16 protein-coding genes are annotated in these 18,344 nt (G+C 49.7%); 9 read left to right on the forward strand and 7 right to left on the reverse strand.

Annotated elements, in window-relative coordinates:
* The first annotated feature begins 2 nt into the window (after positions 1–2).
* Entirely contained in the window at positions 3–911 is a 909-nt protein-coding gene (locus ACZ5ZV_RS04050) for a PfkB family carbohydrate kinase (RefSeq protein WP_464120144.1), read from the forward strand.
* A gap of 173 nt (positions 912–1,084) precedes the next feature.
* Positions 1,085–1,993: a hypothetical protein gene (locus ACZ5ZV_RS04055; protein ID WP_464120145.1), complete on the forward strand. Its 909-nt coding sequence runs from the start codon at positions 1,085–1,087 to the stop codon at positions 1,991–1,993.
* A gap of 26 nt (positions 1,994–2,019) precedes the next feature.
* On the opposite strand, the gene ACZ5ZV_RS04060 is transcribed toward ACZ5ZV_RS04055, so the two are convergent.
* Positions 2,020–3,711, reverse strand: a complete 1,692-nt coding sequence (locus ACZ5ZV_RS04060; protein ID WP_464120146.1) for a GMC oxidoreductase — start codon at positions 3,709–3,711, stop codon at positions 2,020–2,022.
* A 7-nt stretch (positions 3,712–3,718) separates the two neighbouring features.
* The gene (locus ACZ5ZV_RS04065) at positions 3,719–5,515 is read right to left on the reverse strand and encodes an alpha/beta fold hydrolase (RefSeq protein WP_464120147.1); all 1,797 of its coding nucleotides are present in this window, start codon (positions 5,513–5,515) and stop codon (positions 3,719–3,721) included.
* 545 nt (positions 5,516–6,060) lie between these two features.
* Between ACZ5ZV_RS04065 and ACZ5ZV_RS04070 the strand changes: the two genes are divergently transcribed.
* The 4 genes from ACZ5ZV_RS04070 to ACZ5ZV_RS04085 all read left to right on the forward strand — a co-directional run bounded on the left by ACZ5ZV_RS04070 (position 6,061) and on the right by ACZ5ZV_RS04085 (position 10,956).
* Positions 6,061–7,404, forward strand: a complete 1,344-nt coding sequence (locus ACZ5ZV_RS04070; RefSeq protein ID WP_464120148.1) for a hypothetical protein — start codon at positions 6,061–6,063, stop codon at positions 7,402–7,404.
* Between the two features lies 1 nt (position 7,405).
* The gene (locus ACZ5ZV_RS04075) at positions 7,406–8,545 is read left to right on the forward strand and encodes a hypothetical protein (protein WP_464120149.1); all 1,140 of its coding nucleotides are present in this window, start codon (positions 7,406–7,408) and stop codon (positions 8,543–8,545) included.
* A gap of 223 nt (positions 8,546–8,768) precedes the next feature.
* Entirely contained in the window at positions 8,769–9,986 is a 1,218-nt protein-coding gene (locus tag ACZ5ZV_RS04080; RefSeq protein ID WP_464120150.1) for a glucose-6-phosphate isomerase, read from the forward strand.
* A 37-nt stretch (positions 9,987–10,023) separates the two neighbouring features.
* Complete coding sequence (locus tag ACZ5ZV_RS04085; RefSeq protein ID WP_464120151.1) at positions 10,024–10,956, forward strand: diguanylate cyclase; 933 nt, start codon at positions 10,024–10,026, stop codon at positions 10,954–10,956.
* Positions 10,957–10,958: 2 nt separating this feature from the next.
* Here ACZ5ZV_RS04085 and ACZ5ZV_RS04090 read toward each other — a convergent pair whose 3' ends face one another.
* Positions 10,959–11,309 (reverse strand): hypothetical protein, encoded by a 351-nt coding sequence (locus tag ACZ5ZV_RS04090; RefSeq protein ID WP_464120152.1) that lies wholly within the window; start codon positions 11,307–11,309, stop codon positions 10,959–10,961.
* 362 nt (positions 11,310–11,671) lie between these two features.
* On the opposite strand from ACZ5ZV_RS04090, the gene ACZ5ZV_RS04095 reads away from it, so the two are divergent.
* Genes ACZ5ZV_RS04095 through ACZ5ZV_RS04105 form a run of 3 tightly spaced genes read left to right on the forward strand, consistent with a single transcriptional unit; the run spans position 11,672 to position 13,291 of the window.
* Complete coding sequence (locus tag ACZ5ZV_RS04095; RefSeq protein ID WP_464120153.1) at positions 11,672–12,292, forward strand: RNA polymerase sigma factor; 621 nt, start codon at positions 11,672–11,674, stop codon at positions 12,290–12,292.
* 9 nt (positions 12,293–12,301) lie between these two features.
* Positions 12,302–12,781, forward strand: a complete 480-nt coding sequence (locus ACZ5ZV_RS04100; protein ID WP_464120154.1) for a hypothetical protein — start codon at positions 12,302–12,304, stop codon at positions 12,779–12,781.
* Positions 12,782–12,805: 24 nt separating this feature from the next.
* A complete protein-coding gene (locus ACZ5ZV_RS04105) occupies positions 12,806–13,291 on the forward strand; it encodes a hypothetical protein (protein ID WP_464120155.1) in 486 nt (161 codons plus the stop codon).
* Between the two features lies 1 nt (position 13,292).
* Here ACZ5ZV_RS04105 and ACZ5ZV_RS04110 read toward each other — a convergent pair whose 3' ends face one another.
* The 4 genes from ACZ5ZV_RS04110 to ACZ5ZV_RS04125 are packed head-to-tail and all read right to left on the reverse strand — an operon-like array spanning position 13,293 to position 18,325.
* Positions 13,293–14,510 (reverse strand): hypothetical protein, encoded by a 1,218-nt coding sequence (locus ACZ5ZV_RS04110; RefSeq protein WP_464120156.1) that lies wholly within the window; start codon positions 14,508–14,510, stop codon positions 13,293–13,295.
* A gap of 4 nt (positions 14,511–14,514) precedes the next feature.
* Complete coding sequence (locus tag ACZ5ZV_RS04115) at positions 14,515–15,579, reverse strand: hypothetical protein (protein WP_464120157.1); 1,065 nt, start codon at positions 15,577–15,579, stop codon at positions 14,515–14,517.
* A complete protein-coding gene (locus ACZ5ZV_RS04120; RefSeq protein WP_464120158.1) occupies positions 15,576–17,156 on the reverse strand; it encodes a hypothetical protein in 1,581 nt (526 codons plus the stop codon). Before ACZ5ZV_RS04120 ends, ACZ5ZV_RS04115 begins: the two co-directional genes overlap by 4 nt.
* Before the next feature lie 32 nt (positions 17,157–17,188).
* A complete protein-coding gene (locus tag ACZ5ZV_RS04125) occupies positions 17,189–18,325 on the reverse strand; it encodes a protease (RefSeq protein WP_464120159.1) in 1,137 nt (378 codons plus the stop codon).
* Positions 18,326–18,344 lie beyond the last annotated feature (19 nt).

The raw sequence follows: 18,344 nt of genomic DNA on the forward strand, positions 1-18,344 counted from the left end.
TTATGTCTGAAATTCTTGTTGTCGGCAGTCTTGCTTACGATTCCATCGAAACTCCATCCGGTAAAGTGGACCGCGCTTTGGGCGGTTCTGCGAACTATTTCTCTTTGGCAGCGTCTTTGTTTTCTAAGGTTCGTGTTGTCGGTGTTGTGGGTGAGGACTATGACCAAAAGGACTATGATCTTCTGAACAATCGTGGTGTGGACCTGGCGGGTCTTTCCAAAGTTCCGGGGAAAACCTTCCACTGGGCGGGTTCCTATGAAGGGGACCTGAACGAGGCTAAAACTTTGAAAACAGATCTGAATGTCTTTGCGGACTTCAATCCACAGTTGCCAGAGCATTTCAAAGATTCTTCCTTTGTGTTCTTGGCGAATATTGCGCCGGAACTGCAGTTGCAGGTTTTGGAGCAGGTGAAGTCCCCGAAATTTGTCGGCATGGACACCATGAACTTCTGGATCTCTATCAAGAAAGACAAGCTTGTGGAAGTTTTGAAGAAGGTGGATCTGGTTCTGATCAATGAAGGTGAAGCGAAGATGTTGACGGGCGCGGCCAATGCGATCTCGGCAGCCCCTCTGATCACGGCGTTGGGCCCAAAGGCTGTTGTGATTAAACGCGGTGAGTACGGTTTTGCCATGTACTCTAAGGACGAAGGTTACTTCATCCTTCCGGCGATGCCGATTCCAACCGTTGTAGATCCAACGGGCGCTGGGGACACCTTCGCCGGTGGATTCTTTGGCTACTTGGCAGCTCAAAAAGAAGTTCCAACGATTGCGCATCTGAAGCAAGCCTGCATCATGGGTTCCATGATGGCTTCTCATACGATTCAGGATTTCTCTGTGAAGGCGCTGGCGAATGTCACGTTGGGTGATCTTGAAAAACGATTGGCTGAGTACAAGAAAGTCATCACAGTTTAATGTCTGTAAAGCAGGGGGCCTTCTGTCCAGAAGGCCCTTGGTCTGGTTCTTGCGCGACACCCCGCCATCTTTTCTGATCCTTGGTCTGGCTTGGTCAGGCAAACGAAACAAAATTTAGGTAAAAATATTCTGACGTATCAATAAGATGCGAACTTCTGCCGATAGAAGTGTATATGAAAACACAGCATATCTTAGCATGGGTTCTCTGTCTTACTATGTTTGGAACGATCTCCTGTTCGGGAGACGAAGCGGCATTTCCGTCCGTGACGGAAACTCCCAGCACAGATCCGGGAACCGATCCAGGAACAGACACCGGGACAGATTTGGATGCGACAGTACCGGATGGCACCGGTTTGTATTTCCGTCTGGGAATCAAATGGGAATCGGCTGCTGAAGATTCCGCCTTTACGAATCTGAGTCGCGCCGAAAGCGGGGACTGTGTTGTGACGTCTGTCACACCGGATATCACCTGCAGCTTCACGGTTCCAGAGGGGCAGCTCTACTACAGCACTCTTCAGTTTAGAATGGGAAGTAAAGCGGCAGCCTCTTGCCCGATTTTGAAGTTCCGTCCGTATTATTATCAGAAGTCAGCGGCGTCGCCGGTGGCGGATGATCCGGGAACACCGGGCGATGAAACTGCTCCAGGGTATACTCCATCGGGCTCTGACACGGAACTGTCTTGCGCTGATGGCAAAGAGGCTCTGTGTTTTGGTGGTGCCGCTCCTCACATGGTGGAAGGATTCCCGGAAAATACGGGTCGCTACTTCCTGCCTCAGGTGACACCGGAATCCAGCTACACCTTGGATTCAGAAAATAAATTGCGCTCTTATTATGGCGCTGGCGTGAACTATCTGGTGACCAATGACCTTCCGACTCCTGATCGCGCTGCGAATGCGAATGCTCCGGCGGATCTAGCGGCCTCCAGAGAGCGCGTTGGCGGCACCTTTAATGACTACTACGTGTGGTGTGAAACATTCTGGGCCGAACCTGTCTTCAGCATCAAAGTCATGATCTCGGATGAAAATGAAGATCCGACAGGTGGCTTGGATCAGTACCCGGACTGGCCGGGTGTGAACAACTAGAATTGGATTCAAAATCTATGAAATTTTCAGAGACTCTGGGCTTCCAGGGTCTCTTTGTTTTTGGCAACAGCCTTTGTGGGGATTTGTTCGGCGATGTACTCTGCAATGGCGGCAATGGTCAGCGAGGGATTTGGGCCGGTGGAAGTGGGCAGAATGCTGCCGTCCACTACGTACAAGCCGGGGTGTCCATAAACTTCACCCAAGGGACTGACCAAGCCGGTTTCGGGGGTCTCTCCCATCGGGCAGCCCCCCAGGGGATGAACGGCCACGACCTTGTTTAAGTAGGTCAAAGGGTTATCAACAAAGAATCCGCCAATTCTTTCCGCGATCTTTTTCATCTGTGTTCTGAGACGATCAAAGTGTTCCTGGCTGCCTTCCATTTTCCATTTGATCACCGCTTGGTTGTCTTCGCGTAGCTGCATTTCACCATCGGGTTTGTCGCGTCCCATTCCCAAAAGAACGAAGCATCTTTTCGTGAACTCGGCGCGATCAATGGCGCGAGCGAACTCTTCTCCGACATTGACGGGGCCAGTGTCTTTGGCGCCAAGGATTCTCAAGGCGTATTTCTTTAGACTTTGTGTTATCAAATTGGTCAATCCGGCCAGTCCGTGCAGTTGCGGGATTTTCCCCGACAAGTACCACGCAAAGCCCACGGGGAAACCGGCCTCTTGCAGATACATACCGTGCGGATAGCCATCGGCATAGTCTTGAAAGTTGTATTCAATGGTGCTTGTGATCACCGGACCGTTGGTCGCATCGACATCTTCTTTGGAACCAAAAATCAGCCCCAGAAGATCCCCGTTGCCGCTCCATTTTTTTCCCAGCCAGCGATTCAGATGTGGCAGGTGACCGTGTTTCTTCATTTTAAGAAGCAATGATGTGGAACCGACAGATCCCGCCGCCAGAATGACTTTGCGGGAGGTGAAGCTGTTTTCCTGCTGTGGAAACTCCGGGATCACATAAGTCACTTTATAGTGATCGCCTACGGATTCAATGCGTACGACCTGGGCGTGAGTTCGAATATCCAGAGCGTCCGGGCCGCTGCGAAGATGGCGCGCCCGGAACAGATAGTTTAAATCCAATGTGTTCTTAGCCTGGATGTTGCAGCCAATGTCGCAGTCGCCGCATTTGTTGCATTTACTTTGCAAAGCTCCGTGAATGTTATGTGTTTGATGGCCGGGGAAGCCTCCCTCAAAACGCACCGCCAAGGCGGGCAGAGCAAAACGAGGCGGTTCTGTGCTGCCTTCTGGCGACGGCATTTCTTCGGAAAGACGTTTGAGCAAAGCCGTCTTTGGAGTGTTGCGATAGTAGTTCTGGCTTTCGAAGGGGTAGGGTTTGGCTTCCATCATCTGCTGAACTCGGTCATAGTATTTGTCCAGGGAAGATCGGCGGTAAATCTGCGGCCAACCTTTGAAGAACCGGTCCGGCATGCGATACAGGACATTGGCATAAATAAGGCTGCCGCCCCCAAGGCCACTGGCGGTCAAAGTCAGAACATCGCTGTCAGGGTTGTCACGAATTTCCATCAAACCGAACTTCTGATCTTCCGGGTCCCAAAACATCCGTTGTTGGATGTCGTGGGGGCGGCGGGGAAATTCATTCATCCTCCACTGTCGACCGCGCTCTAGCAGGCAGACTTTATATCCTTTTTCCACCAGACGGCAGGTCATGACAGAGCCGCCGAATCCCGAACCAATCACGATATAGTCAAAGTCCATAAGAATCCTAGGCAATGCGCAAGCGTGCCTTTGTCTGAGGTTGTTGAACAGAGTGTTGTTTTAGAAATTGAACAAGTTCCGGAAAGATCTCCTGATCGCAGAACTGCCCCATGAATATATCCTGATGGCCATAGTGAGCGAACTCCCGGTACTGCACTTGCGTTTCGTTCAGAGTTCCCTTGAAGGCTTCAAAGGTGAGTCTGTTGGATTGGGGGAAGATATGATTTTCGGCACCGGAAATTAAAAGAGTCGGGGGGAGCTTCCGTTTCTTCATTTCTTCCAGATAGTTGATCTTCCCGTCCCAAGAAACCGATTGTTTTTGCAGCAACATCTTTCGAATGTGCTTATGGTAGTGAAAGCTGGTGCCACCAAAAAGATCTGCCAGTCTGCGATGGGTGGTTGGATGAATATTGCGATGGTTAAAAACGGCCGGGAAGCCCCAGCCCCACATGAAGCTGATCATATGGCAGGCGGGCTCTTTGCATTCGTGACGTAATGATCGCTCCATGGCGGGAATCCATTTTCCGAAGGTGGTCCCTGGCATGTAGGGAATGCGCGGACTGATATAAGGATATCCCAGAATATTCTCAAGCAGTTCGGGCCCGACCATCATCTTCATCATCGCGGGCCGATGAACCTGAGGAGTCAGAGAAACACTGTTGGCCGTGATACTGGCAAGGTTATCCACATACCCAGCGGCATAGGAGGCCATAAACGCCAGCGATCCCACGCAGTGGGCGATCACATGAATACGCACATCCCTTCCGCATTGCTCTCGGATGTGCTGAAGGCTGCGGGGAATGTCGTACTCTGCAATATCATCGATCGTGTAGCGATGTGGGGTCAGATTGTATGTAAAGCGGCCGCTGCCTCGCCAGTCCAGCGACCAAACATCACTAAAACCGGATTTATGCAGGTGATTCACCAGATTTTCGTGTTCGGGCATGATGAACATGTCGGTGGAAGACGTCAGTCCGTGAATTAAGAGCACCACATCCTGACTGGGCTGGGTTTTAAAGCGCTGGATTGAAATGCTCAGTCCGTCGCGGGTGTCCAGGGGGTGCAGAGTGCATTCACCTTGATGCACACCTTGAATGGTCTGGGGCGGGAAAAAGTGTTCATTCCAGCGTTGTGTGGTTGTGCTGAAGACGAAAGGTGCGTAGACCTCCCACAGATTTCCCAGAAAAGCTTTGAAGTATTTCAGGATCACCTGCTTGTCTTTAATGGCGGACGGGGCGTTGGTTCTGAAAGTCGTAAGCTGCTTTAAAAAATCAGCCGGACTGATTTTTAGAATGCCGACACCGGTGATGGTCTTGTCACTGAAGTTTTCATATAGGGAATGACCTTCCCACAGATAGAAGTACAAAGTCGTGGTTTGTGACCAGATGTCGGCTGTGTTTTCCTTCAGCAGGTTTTTGTATCCGAACAAGGTCCACTTTTTTTTCTCGCGGTCCGTAAAAAAGAGGGTGTAGTGCATTTCTTTGGCGGTATTGCGGTCCGGGCTGGCGGCGGGCCGGGTAAAGAGATGAAAATAGCCCTCTTCAATAGGCAGGGAATCACCAAAACGAATGTCTGTGACAGTGCCAGCAACCATCGAAGGAGCGCTGTTGTCGCCGAAGAATTTTTCCAGGTTCGGAACTTGAATGGTTAAATTGAACTCGAAGGGCAGGCGGTCAAAACGTTCAGCTTCTTGTTCAAATTCTTTTTGTGAAAGGGGAGAAGACGGCGACAGGGTGAACTTCTTGGCGACAAAGAAACCAGACATTCTTTCATGAAACTTGAGTGCTGTGGCTTGTTTGGGCATACAACAATCCTTTGTTTGTTGATTCAAATTACGTATTTTTCGCCGGTCAGTAAATACGTCACAAGCCTAGGTTTCATGGACGCAGCGATGATTTCACGGACGCAAAAAGAAATACTGTTCACAACGCACCAGCCGATCAAACGACATGGAAAGTTGTAATTATTGAAAAAGACGCAGCTTGAAAAAATCCGATTGATGCGGACATGAGGTGGTTTATTTGTTAATCTATTTTTACATCAGTAAAGGAATCTTTGGGTTCCGGGGCACTAGGTTCCGGAAGTTTATGGATGGTAGGGTCGCCATCATAAGGAGTGCCCATGGATCTTCCTCAGAAGTTCGTGAACCTTTTGGTTATTCTTATCCCTCTGGTTGTTCTGGTTTCAGCGTTTTTCATTCTGGATTATTTGCAAAAGAAGAAGAAGAGGGATGCGGAATAGTTTCTTGATGTCTCGGAATGATACAGGCCCGACCTAGATCCTGTTATTGATAGGGCTTTGTTTTATCCTTAAAGGGAGGACCGGAAAATTCCGATATTTCCCTTAGACATGAGCAAAAAGAAAAAGAAATCTTCAGCTGCTGAGAATCTCATTGAGTCATTGATGGATGACCTCAAGGATATTCAATCCGAGTCCTCGTATCGTGCGGGCGGCTCTGATGATGATTTTGCCGGCTTGCCGGGTCTTGATGCTGATGAACACCGTCTGGAGAAAACCTCGGCCGGGAATCTTTGGGACAGTCTTGAAAAAGATATCGGCAAAGATCCCAGCAAGGAACTGGATGCCTCAGAATTTATTGGTGGGGCAGACTATTCGGCAGATCCCGAAGCAAGTTCTTACGAGGGCTCTTTCAAAGAGGCCGTTCTTGAAAGCTCTGAAGATTCAGAGGATGTTGGTGACTTTGAAATGCCCGAAGGGTTTGGTGATATACCAGCCTCCGAGCGCTTCATGGTGGGCCCGTCCGTGGGTGAGGAGGAGCGTTTTGACGGTCCTTCCGCAGATGCGGGCTATCAGTCCGCAGAGGATCTTGCGTCCCCTCCGACTCCGACGATGGATGATGACTCCACTCGTCCGGTCTTTAGTTCTCCGGCTCCGGCGGGGGAAGATAAAACAGTTTCCATACAGCAGGATTTTGGTGCGACCAGTTCTGTGGTAGGCACTGATGCCGACAAGACTGTGGCGGTCGAAGGTTTTGCCAATGCCCGTGTCGGTGCCCGCAAGGCTCCGGAAGTGGATGTTAAGGTCAGCGTGGGTAATTTCCGCGGCAGCCGTGGCTCTGCCAACGTGATGACGTCCGTGGATGCCAGTCTGGCTCAGGCTGAAAACCTGAAGCTGGCGCAGCAGCGCATTCTGGAACTGGAAAAGGAAGTGGAATTCCTGCGTGCGGAAAATGAAGAACTGGCTTCTGCCGGCGAAATCATCCGCTCCCGCACGGATGACCTGACCGTCCGTATTTCCGAGATTGAAAAAGAAAAAATTGAAATGCAGGAATCCGCACAAAGCGAGATTCTGATTCTGAAGGGCAACCTTCAGTACAAAGAAAATGAAGTGGCCAAGGCCCGCATCAAGGTGGAAGAGCTTGAAGCTAGACTAAAATCCGACTTCAAGAAGATCCGCGTTCGCGAACGGGAGCTGGAAAACCGCCTGGAATTGCTCCGTGCGGAAAAGTCCGCCCTTGTTCGGTCCAAAGATGAGTATATTTTAGAACAGAAAAGAAAGATTGATCAGCTCTCTCAGGAACTCGATAATTACCGTAAGAAATGTCTTGAGCTTAACAAGACGATCGAGGCCAATCAGGATCAGGTCAAACGAACCGAGCGCGCACTGCGTTTGGCTTTGACGAACCTGGAGGCGAAGGAAGAGAATCTCGTTCCGTTGAAGAAAGCTGAGTAGTATGGAAGCCACTTCCCAGGTTGAGAGTAGCGAAGGCACCGCCGTCGCGAAGCCCGCTCCCATTAAAAAGGTTAAGGTCATTATCAGTGATCTCCATTTGGGGAAGGGTCGCCTATTGGAACAGGGCGGGATCAACTCGCTGGAAGAATTCTACTATGGTGAAAAACTGGTGGAGTTCATCCACTACTATTCCACCGGTATCTATCGTGACTACGAAGTTGAATTGATTATCAACGGCGACTTCCTGAATTTCCTGCAGTGCGACTACAAAGGGCATTTTCTTTCTGTGATCACAGAAGCGGTCACTCTTGAAATTCTGAAAGACTGCGTGAACGGTCATCGCAATGTTTTCGCCGCGCTGGCCGAATTTGCCGCCAAACCCGGGAACACCATCACCTATATCGTTGGCAATCATGACCAAGGCATGTTGTGGCCCGCCTGTCGTGCTTACCTGAATCAGGTTATTGGCACGCCGATTCGTTTTAAAAATATCGTGTACTTCTTTGATGGCGTGCACATCGAGCATGGTCACATGCACGAGGCCGCCAATCGCATGGACCCCAAGAAATTCTTCCTGAAAAAGGATCTGGTGGAGCCCATCTTGAATCTGCCTTTTGGATCTCACTTTTTCCTGGAGGTCGTGCTGAAGATCAAGCAGCACTATCCGCATGTGGACAAGATTCGTCCATTCGGAAAGATGTTGCGCTGGGCTTTCCTGAATGAAACAGGGACCATGATCAAGGCCTTCTTTATGGCCGTGGGATACTTTATTAAAAGTGCCTTTGTGAAGGATCCTCGACGCCATTGGCCCTTGAAGCGGATCATCCAGGTGATCGCTGAAAGTGCCATTTTCCCTGATCTGAGTGAATCCGCCCGCAAGATTCTGAACGATGAACGTGTCCACACTGTGGTTTTTGGCCACACGCACGTTTATCAGTATCGCCAGTGGTCAGAAAATAAAGAATATTTCAACACAGGAACATGGACTGAAGTCACATCTTTGGATATCGTGTCTTTGGGAAAAATCACGAAGCTGACCTATGTTCTTATCGAGTACCCGGAAGACGGAGGACGACCGCGAGGGCGTTTGAAGGAGTGGAAGGGTTACCACAAAATCGAAGAAGACGTAGCTATTTCCTAACCGGCCGATGAAAACAGCCCGATCGACTGCGTTGTCGGAAAACCTTCTCGCTCCGACGTGCTTTGAGCACGCCTGCGCTGCGAGGGTTTCCCTCCGCGTGGGCTTCGCCTCAAAAATGCCAGGGCATTTTTGTGCGCTTGGACCGTTTTGATTGACCTTCAGCTTTGGGTATAATCCCTTTTTTTAAAACAGGATTTTAATATTTCAGAAAAGAGACATTGGTATGTTGGAGATTACTCAGGGGCTGCATAAGGTGGATCCGGTTGTTTTGGGAAAGTGTCAGGAGTCTTTGAAGTTGTTTTTACAGCGCAAAGAGATTGGATTTCCGCAACTGATGGAGCGGGTTTCTTTGTGGCAGCAGTCCTATAAAGTGGGTACGGAGCTGGCAGAGAAGTTTAAGAAACTGGTGATTGTCGGTCTTGGCGGAAGTTCTCTGGGCACTCGTGTGATTGCCGAGGTTTTTCGCGCTCGCAACATGTACTTTGTCGACAATGTCGATGCTTTGGATTTTGAAGCCATGATCGAGGAACTGGGTGATCTGAAAGATGTCGCCTGGGCGTTTATCTCCAAAAGCGGAACGACGATTGAATCCTTGTGTGCTCTAGAACTGGTGGATCAGATCTATCAGGAGGAAGGGCTGTCCCTTGCTCGCAACAGTGTTGTTATTTCTGAAACCAAAGACAGCAGTCTGACGAAGTGGGCGCGTGATAATTCTGTGGCTATTTGTGAAATCCCGCTGGATATCGGAGGGCGTTTTTCTGTGCTCTCTCCTGTGGGGATGATGCCAGCGGCCTTCCTCGGCTTGGACCTGGAAAAATTCCGTGTGGGCGCGATGCGGGCCCTGAACGATACGGCGGTGATTACTCAGACCATGGCGCAAGTGGTGCAAAGTTATCAGCGGGATGAATGGATCACGTTGTTGTGGATCTATAATTCCCGTATGAAATCATTCGGAGCCTGGTATCAGCAACTTTGGGCAGAGTCTTTGGGGAAGCCTGTCACACGTGACGGGAAACCAGCAGCACGCGTCAGCACTCCAATGTGCGCGGTGGGGGCTTCAGATCAGCACTCCATTTTGCAGCAGGTGATGGAAGGCACGAAAGACAAGTTTGTGATCTTCCAGCGTGTAGAGGAATCCGAGGGCGGCTCTCAGCGAATTCATCGGGCTCAATTTAAAGAAACGCAGGATCTTCAAGGTCGTACGATGGGTGAGCTTCTGCGGGCAGAGTGTTTGGCCACGCAAGAGGCTTTGAGTCAAAATGGGATTTCAACGATGACTCTTAAGACGAAGGTCCTAGACGAACACAGTTTGGGGTACATGTTCATGTACTGGCAGCTTGTTGTTGCGGGTCTGGGGGAATATCTGCAGATCGACGCTTTCAATCAACCCGGTGTCGAGCTGGGCAAGAGACTAGCGAAAGAGAAATTGAAGAAAGCATGATTGTCATTCGTCGCCTCGGGGACTTATACTTTTTCCTATGGCTCACAATGATGACAATTCAGACAACTTAGAAAAAACCAGTATTGTTGCCAGCGACACCTTCAAAGGTCGTTTGAAGGAGGCCGATGATGTGCCTCCGGCAATTGTTGTATTGATTGGACCTCCGGGTTACGTCGGAAAACAATATCCCATCACGGCCAGTGACATTGTGATTGGCCGCTCTGTTGAAAGCCAGGTTTACATTGATGATAAAAGTTTAAGCCGTTCTCACGCGAAATTTGCCGTGAACGGAAGTGAAGTGTCTGTCATTGATTTGGGCTCCACCAATAAAACTATCGTGAATGGGCAGGTGATTCCGCCTTTGGCCTCTTGTCTTCTGAAAAACAATGATCAGATCAAAACTGGTAACGTGATTTTCAAGTTCCTGGAAAAAGGCAGTATTGAAGCCATGACCAACGCGGCGATGTACGATCGTGCGCAGAAGGATGCTTTGACCGGGGCTCATTCCAAAGGGGCTCTTTTGGATAAGGGACCTGAGGCCATGAAGCGCGCCGAAGTTCTGAATGAACCCTTCAGTCTTGTGACTTTTGATATTGATCACTTTAAGAAAATCAACGACAGCTTTGGTCACCCGGGCGGTGACTATGTTCTCAAAGAGCTGTGCCGTATCGTGATCACGAAACTGATTCGTTCCAATGACTTCTTTGCCCGTTATGGCGGAGAAGAGTTCGTCTTGCTGTTGTCCGGATCTCCGTCAAAGACTGCTGGCGAAGTCGGCGAGCGTATTCGCCAGACTATTGAGGCCCATGACTTTGTTTTTGAAGGGAAGAAGATTCCGGTGACAATCTCTGTTGGGGTTGCCACAAAACTTCCGAACGAGACCGAGTGGACTCAAGTATACGACCGTGCCGATAAGGCCTTGTACCAATCCAAACAGGGCGGCCGTAACCGCACCACGATTGTTTCATAAAACTATTTGCATCGGGCTGCTGTAATGGCGGCTCCGGTGGTTGTTGTATTCAAAACCAGATCTGCGCCACAGCGGCTGGTTTTGGCAACTCGGCGGGCCTCTGCACAGGCTTCCTGCGAACTGAAATAAAACACTTTGCCATCCAGATCAGAATAACGGCTGTCCACAAACATGACCTCAGACGTTTTGTCATTGCAGAACAAGGTCGCAAAGGCAGAACCATCCTGACCGTAATAGCGATCCACAACAGGGGTCAGCTCCCGCACAGAATAAATGCGGAAAGCGCGCACACTGGTGGCATGGCTCAGCGAAGAAAGCAGAATCAGGAAAAGGCAGACAGACAGGTGTTTCACGAGGCCTCCTGTTTTTAAGGGCTCCCTGAAACTCTATCCAAGAAAGCCGGCGGCTTTAACATATTATATAGAGGACGGGTCAAACACTGCTGCGCAGAAAGCAGAATGCAACGTTATAGACCTTGGTCCAGCCCATAAGTGATGCTTATGGGTGTCATAATAAAATGCATAATTTCTAAGATATTTCATATATTTAGAGCCACTTTGACTCCTGTCATTTAGGCATCATCGTTGCAGTAGTGAAAGAGTGTAGGCACCGCGGGTTTGGGGGCGAATTTACCGGGGGCTGAGGGGGGCAGAATGGCTCTTCTGGGAAAAAAATTCAGGACGTTAACCGAATTTAGACAGAAACGAGTCAAAGTATGGAGAGAGATCTAAACGTGACGGATCTTGAACTGGTAGAAAAAGTTAAGTCTGGGGACAGACGTTCTTTTTCCGAACTCGTGAAACGACATCAAAGAAGTGTGCTGCGGTTGAGTTTGAGGTTTGTAAAGGACATGGACACAGCGGAGGATGTGACGCAAGAAGCGTTCATCAAAGCTTACGAGAAGCTCAATACCTTTGAAGGTCGCGCTTCTTTCAAGAGCTGGTTGTTCCAGATTGCAGTGAACACTGCCAGGAACAAAATTCGCGAGTGGAAAAGAGACACCGTGGATATCGATGATGTTCAGTTGGCAGTGGATGCGGAAGCTGAAACGACACTGGTTCATACGGCGGTTTCTGACATTCTTAAGAATGAAGTAGAAAAGTTGCCATTTAAACAGAAAACAGCCCTGGTTCTTCGTGTTTACGAGGATCTCAGCTTTAACGAGATCGCTGATATCATGGAATGTCCATACGACACAGCGAAGGCGAATTACAGACATGCGTTGATGAAACTTCGTCAGACTTTTGAGCAACAATCAGAGCTCAAAAACTGGACGGAAGAAGTAGGTGGCTTCTTCCTCGAAGTAAACCAGAGATTTGCGGAAGCAGAAGGATAGGAATAGCACATGGACAAAGTGGACCGTATGGATCGCATGGATAAAGTGCGAAAGGGGTTGAAATCAGCCGATGATCTTGAACTGCCCATGAACGACGATTTCTTCGATCGTTTGCACGACAAGATCATGGCAGAGGTTGAACAAACCGTGATTCAACCCACCCCCGTGTTGATGACCCCCAGAAACTTGCTGCGCTCGCACTGGCGAGGATGGCTTTATCCCGTCAGCGGCGTAGCATCCCTGTTCGTACTGGCGTCACTTTTGATCCCTCAGGTGTCAAAAGTAAACCAGACGATGACCCGCGCCGGCCTGCTGAGTGATGGCCATGAAAGAATTGTCTCTGAGGCCCTTTTGTCCCCAGAGGAAATTTCCCAGACCTTGATCTCCACGCAGAGCGAATCTGACTTTTTTATGGACGTAGCTCGCGAATCATTCGAAAATTTATCAGTAGATAAATTCAATAAAATCATGGGTGAAAGCGGACGCTAACACCCTGACTTCGGGTGATAAGACGTGCGCAGACTGACTCTGTTCTTACTTTCAATTTTCTGTCTAAATTCGGCTTTCTCCGTGGCGGCCCACGCTGCGGAGAAACGCAACCAACTCGAAGAACTATTAATCTGGAAACTGAGCGATGAGCTGAAGCTCAACACCGCTGAGGAAAAGAAGTTTTCCGACATCGTCCGGGAGATCAATAAAAAGAAAGCCCAATTCAACCAGGAGCTTCAGGTTTCTGTTGAAAGGATGAATAAAGCGGCGACGACCAAAGCCAAAGAGGAGGAACTGACCTCTTATCGCAAATCCTTGCAGAGTTATGGTCGTATGAGCGAGGAAGAGTTCGACAAGCTTAAGACTCTGCTGGGGCCGGAGCGCATGGTGCAGTATCTGCAAATCAAGCAGGATCTTACCAATCGAATCAAGACGATGCTGACCAATCCTGAAGGCAGTCCCAAGGCCACCAAGCCGCTGCCTTCACCCAAGCTGATCGAGGAAAAATAAACTAACGGCAGTCTTTCCCGGCAGGACGTCGGTCCCCCCAGCGTACGGCGGGGGCATAGTCTGCTGAAGAAACCAGTTCCCCTTGAAGGGATCTGGAGGCCATTTCCCAGGCGGATGTCTGTCGGCCGGGCCAGTGCTCAAAGCGGCACTGTTCCAGTAGAGCCTGGCCATCGCTGATATCACCAGCCAGATCGGCATCGCCATCAGTTCTTTTCTTCCAGTCATAAAGATCGCGCACTTGCAGGTAAGCATCCCGGATGCGTTTGTCGCGGCTGTCGGTTGAGAACTCGTCGCGCAAGTCACCCGACAGGCAGCGGTTGCCATTGCTGGCGACTTGGCTCCATCCCTGATGAACCAGCTTGGCGCGAGTTTTTAGCAGGCCACAGATACTTTCCACGACGACATCCACACGTTCTTCAAAAGTCGGGATGCGCGTGCGCAGCAGCCGGCGGATTTCTTCGTGCCATTGAAAGATCTGACGGCGGTTGATCAGTTTTAGCGGTGCCCAGTCTGCAAGCTCAAACTGATTCAAGCCGAAATTGGGCAGATTTTCCGGGTGCTGGCCATAGTGACCGGGTTGTTTCCAGATTCTGTAACCGGCTCTTTTTAAAAGCGGCGCCATATACGGATTTTTACTCTGACTCAAAGTGCGCACCAGCCTCGGAGAGGTAGATGAAATCACCTCCACAAAACCGGTGTCGGTGATGGATTTGACATACTCTGCATGTCCGCCATTAAAGCCGGTGCGGCGCTTTTCCTCGTCCGACAGGTGGGGGCTTAGGAAGATCACGCCTGGGCGGAAGCCTTCTTTGGAAATCTGCACGTGATAGGTGTCCAGCTCCAGCGTGTAGGTGGAGCTGAGATCGCTGACATATTCCAGAAAGCCGCGCAGGCGCTGTGCCTCGGGCAGATGATCCCAGCGGGACATCTTCTGCGTGATGTAGCTGCCACTTTTAGTCGGGTCGGCAAATTGAACCGGCAGACCATTTTTCGCCGCAAAGATAATTCGCGCGGCATAGACGGCATCTGCACAGTCAGTTTTCAGACCATAGAACGGCGAAGTGGGGGATGAAAAGATCTCGGCATGAAAGTCTTTTTCAATGAAAACAGAAAAGGCCACTTCATGCTGGGGAGTCCACGATTGGTGGATACTCCACACGGCAGCATGTCCCCATGAAGGCAGCAGAAGAAACAAGGACCAAAGAACCAGCTGTTTCATCGTGTTAGTTCAATCCGGGCCAGGAGGATTCCGTGGCCTCTTTGATGATGTCGGTTCCGACGGTGAATTCAACCTGATCTTCTGTATTCTTGCGGGGGGCCTGACTGGTTTCCTGGAATTCGAAACGAATCAGGCAGAAACGCGGCACATTCATCGGGTTTGAATTCAGAAGCAGACGATAGAATGTCAATTGCAGCGAAGGGAAGTTCATGAAGGGCGCGCTGGAATCACCCAGGATCAGGCCCGGAGCGGAAACTTCGTCCAATTCGCGAGGCCCACCGTTGCTGCGGTAGTCGCAAACATAATAAGAGCGAACTTGCAGACCCGAATTCTGAATGTATTTGCGGTGGGTTGCCCCCAAAAGAGTTTGGATGCTGTATTTACCAATTGACAGATCCTCGAGAGGATTGGACCCACCATTGCCATTGCCATTGCCATTGCCATTGCCATTGCCATTGCCATTGCCATTGCCATTGCCATTGCCATTTCCCCCGGGGCCGTTTCCGTTTCCAGGGTTTTCATTGCCGACGCTTTCTGGGTCGTTGGCATTGTTGGGATTTTTGAACTGGCCATAGCAGTTGCCATTGCTTTTTTTCAATCCCTTGTCGCAAACCCCATTTTTGGAAGGCGTTTCATACACCGGTCCCAGATAGCAGAAATCAAGGTGGTAGGTGGCTCCATAGCGCTCACTGGCCAAGTTCACGGTCAGCTCGGTGATGTTGTTAAACCACTGGGTTTGTGGAGGGGAATAAACCAGAGGCTCCGAAGAAGACACCAGCACATCTTTATCGATCGGATTGTTGTGACGGTCAGAAAGTTCGAAGATCAGGGAGTCACTTCCTGCCATTGGGTTGGTGATGACATCTGATTCACAGTTCGAGTTTTCACAGGCTCCAGAGACGGGCGCGGGCTGTCGAGGATGAGAGATCCCCACATTGCACAGATAAAGGTCCTCGGAATAAGCTCCGTTGGGAAGGGGCTCGTCTTTCTTTTTATTTACATTCACCTTGGCTGAAGCTTGCAGGCCCAGAAAGAGAATCAAAAACAGGACTGATACCAGGCGAATCATTGCGGAGCCTCACAGTGAACTGCAGGATCCTGCTGGAAGGACTTGCTGTAATTGCCCAAGACAGGAGATTCGCGCTTGTAAGTGTATTCACCCAGCTTGATGGCTCCGGATGACGGGTTTGCTTCAAGAACCTTAAAGCGCGTTGTTAGCTTGGAGTAGAATTTAGTCTTCCCGGCATCAGCACAGGATGACTTGGACGGATTGCAGACTTTTTTGTAATAAGACGGCCATTGGTTGTTGTCGCCAAACATGCGCAGGGACTGAATAGCCTGCTCTACGATTTGATTGGCATCGCCTGAACTCAAAGAGGGCAAACCTGCCACCGGTCTTAAGCCGCGACTGCTCGTGAAACCCGGCAAAGAACTGATAGGGTCGATGCCCGCAGTTCCCAGCGTTCCCTGGATATTGATCAGGAACTGGAAGAAGTCTTGAGTTGCCATGGTAAAGTCGTCAAGGGGGTCAACGAACAGAGTGACTAATTCGTATTCGTCACCGGTTTCGATGTGAGTTTCTTGCAGATTGTGTGGCACAGTTTTCAAAAGACCCTGCCATTGTGGGAAGATAAAATCCGCGTACCACCATGAATCGACAAGTTCCTTTTTGCCGTTCGGGGATAAACGATAAAGCTCCATCTCGGCTGCCACCGGAGCCATAAAACTGTTCGGTGTTGAGCAGACCCCTTGTTTGCAGCTGCTTTGGCCCAGATTCGAAGCCGCCAAAGACGTGATGATGGTGTAGGTGTTGTTTTGACCCGTGATGCTGATATTGCCCATGTGGGTATCAACCATAAAGTCGGTTGGGAAGCGGGGATTTTCTTCGCCATTGTCTTCCGTTAAAGACAGAAGCTGCTGAGAAGGCTGAATATAAAGGCGCCCCTGGCGTGTTCCCAAGGCCGTCAGATCGGGGCTTAGGCCGGAGTCATCGCCGGAAAGATAAGAGTTTAGAGCAAATGGGATATCCTGAGGATTGATGCCGTGAGTTTTTAGGAACTCAGGGCTTTGGCATTCTTCTTTGATCGCTACGCTGATAGAGACACGGTTGAAAGGTCTGAGCCTTAGGAAGCAATAATCGCCTTCCATACGAATGTAACCACGATTGTCATTCGTGACCTTGCAGGCTTTTTGATCGACTTTGAAGTTGAGGGCGCGACCTTCGAGATCAGCAACTGACAGGTAGGTGCATGATTTCAGGATCTGATGTTGTCGCGCCACCAGTCCGGCTGTGGGATAAGTCGGTTCCTTAAGCTGGAACGGAGAGTTTTTGAAGGAGCAGCGGGGTGCTTCCATTTTACCGTCAAACACCAAATCAGAAAAGTTGGCATCCACCTGAGGTGAAACAATGCCGACTGCCAACATCAGGAAAGGACCATCCGTCGCAGCACAGTGTTCAACAAGAGAGGGAACTTGGGAAGTCTTGGCACCGTTGGAGAATCTTCCAACGCCACCAGTTTCAGAATTCAAAAAGATGTTCAAGGCACCGAGATTCTGCATTTTGCAGACCGCAAAGGCCGACGATGCAGAGACCAGAACCCCAAGAAGAGTCGCGAAGATAAATATTTTAAAAACATTTGATTTCATAACATCCTCTTGGAGCTATCCGGTGTCAGAGACTAGTGAACTTCTTCAATAGTTGTGTGAGTGCAAAGCTCAGCGCCGTGACGCTGCCATTTTCTCAAGTTGAATTTCAATGCATTTGCAGAGTTCAAAGTCTGGCGACCGTTAGTCTCTGTGAATACGTATCTAACTTTGCAGAAACGTGGAGTTTTTGTGTTGTTTACGTTCAACCATTGACCGTTGTTTCCACCAACAGACTGAAGTCCGGAGAAGTTCAGGTTCAAAGCGCTGCTGCCGAAATCAGTTGTCCCAAAGGAAGAGGAAGAAGCAGGTGTCGCAGTTGCGAACAAGTCACCAGCAAGTTTCTCAGTTGCTTTGGAAGCGTTGAACTGGAATGTCGCTTCGTTGATAGTAGTGTCATAGTAACCTTGGTTGTTAGCCGCATTTTGCAAGCTGCCCAAACCTTGTTGGTCACAAACTACGTGAGCTTTAACTTGAAGACCGGAAAGCTTAGTGTATTTCAAAGCTTCAGCGGTAGCTTGCTCCAAACCAGGAGTACCTACTGCGCCAGTGCCGTCTTGTGCGTGACCAACTGCAGAGTTCAGGAAGTCAGTTGCAGAAACCTGAGCGATGATGTTGAAGTTAGCAACAACATTGTCAGCATTGTACTCGATCTGTGGTCCACGGTAGCAGATATCAACGAAGTACTCAGCAATATAAAGCTCAGAACCCAAGTTGAAAGAAAGGTCACCGATGCGGTTGCCATAGGCTTCGTTTTCACCGTTGCTGCCGTTGAACAATGCGTTCCAAGCACCACCGTCTTCAGAAGATCTAGTTACAGTGTTAGTGAAAGCTTGACCAGCGGAACCAGCAGAAGGGTGATCTGTCCAAGGAGCATAGCTAACTTTCATGTAGTTCATCAAAGTGTCGCCGCCGTTTGTGCCAGAGCACACGCACTGAGTGTCACAGATTTCTTTGGCTGTGTCACACGCAGTTGGAGTACAGGAAGCACCTGTTGTTTGGTTGTAGCAAACTTTGCCAGTTTGAGCTGCTGCACGGATACCCGCGTTACAAGCATAGATGCTTGGACCAGAGCTGAATGTTTTGAATTTGAAACGCAAAGAAATTGCGTTCGCGCTTTGTGCAGAGATCAATAGCATAGCTACTGCTGCGAATTTCATAATGTTAGTCATTGTTTTCTCCTTGTTGATC

The sequence above is a fragment of the Bdellovibrio sp. HAGR004 genome (assembly GCF_055397015.1).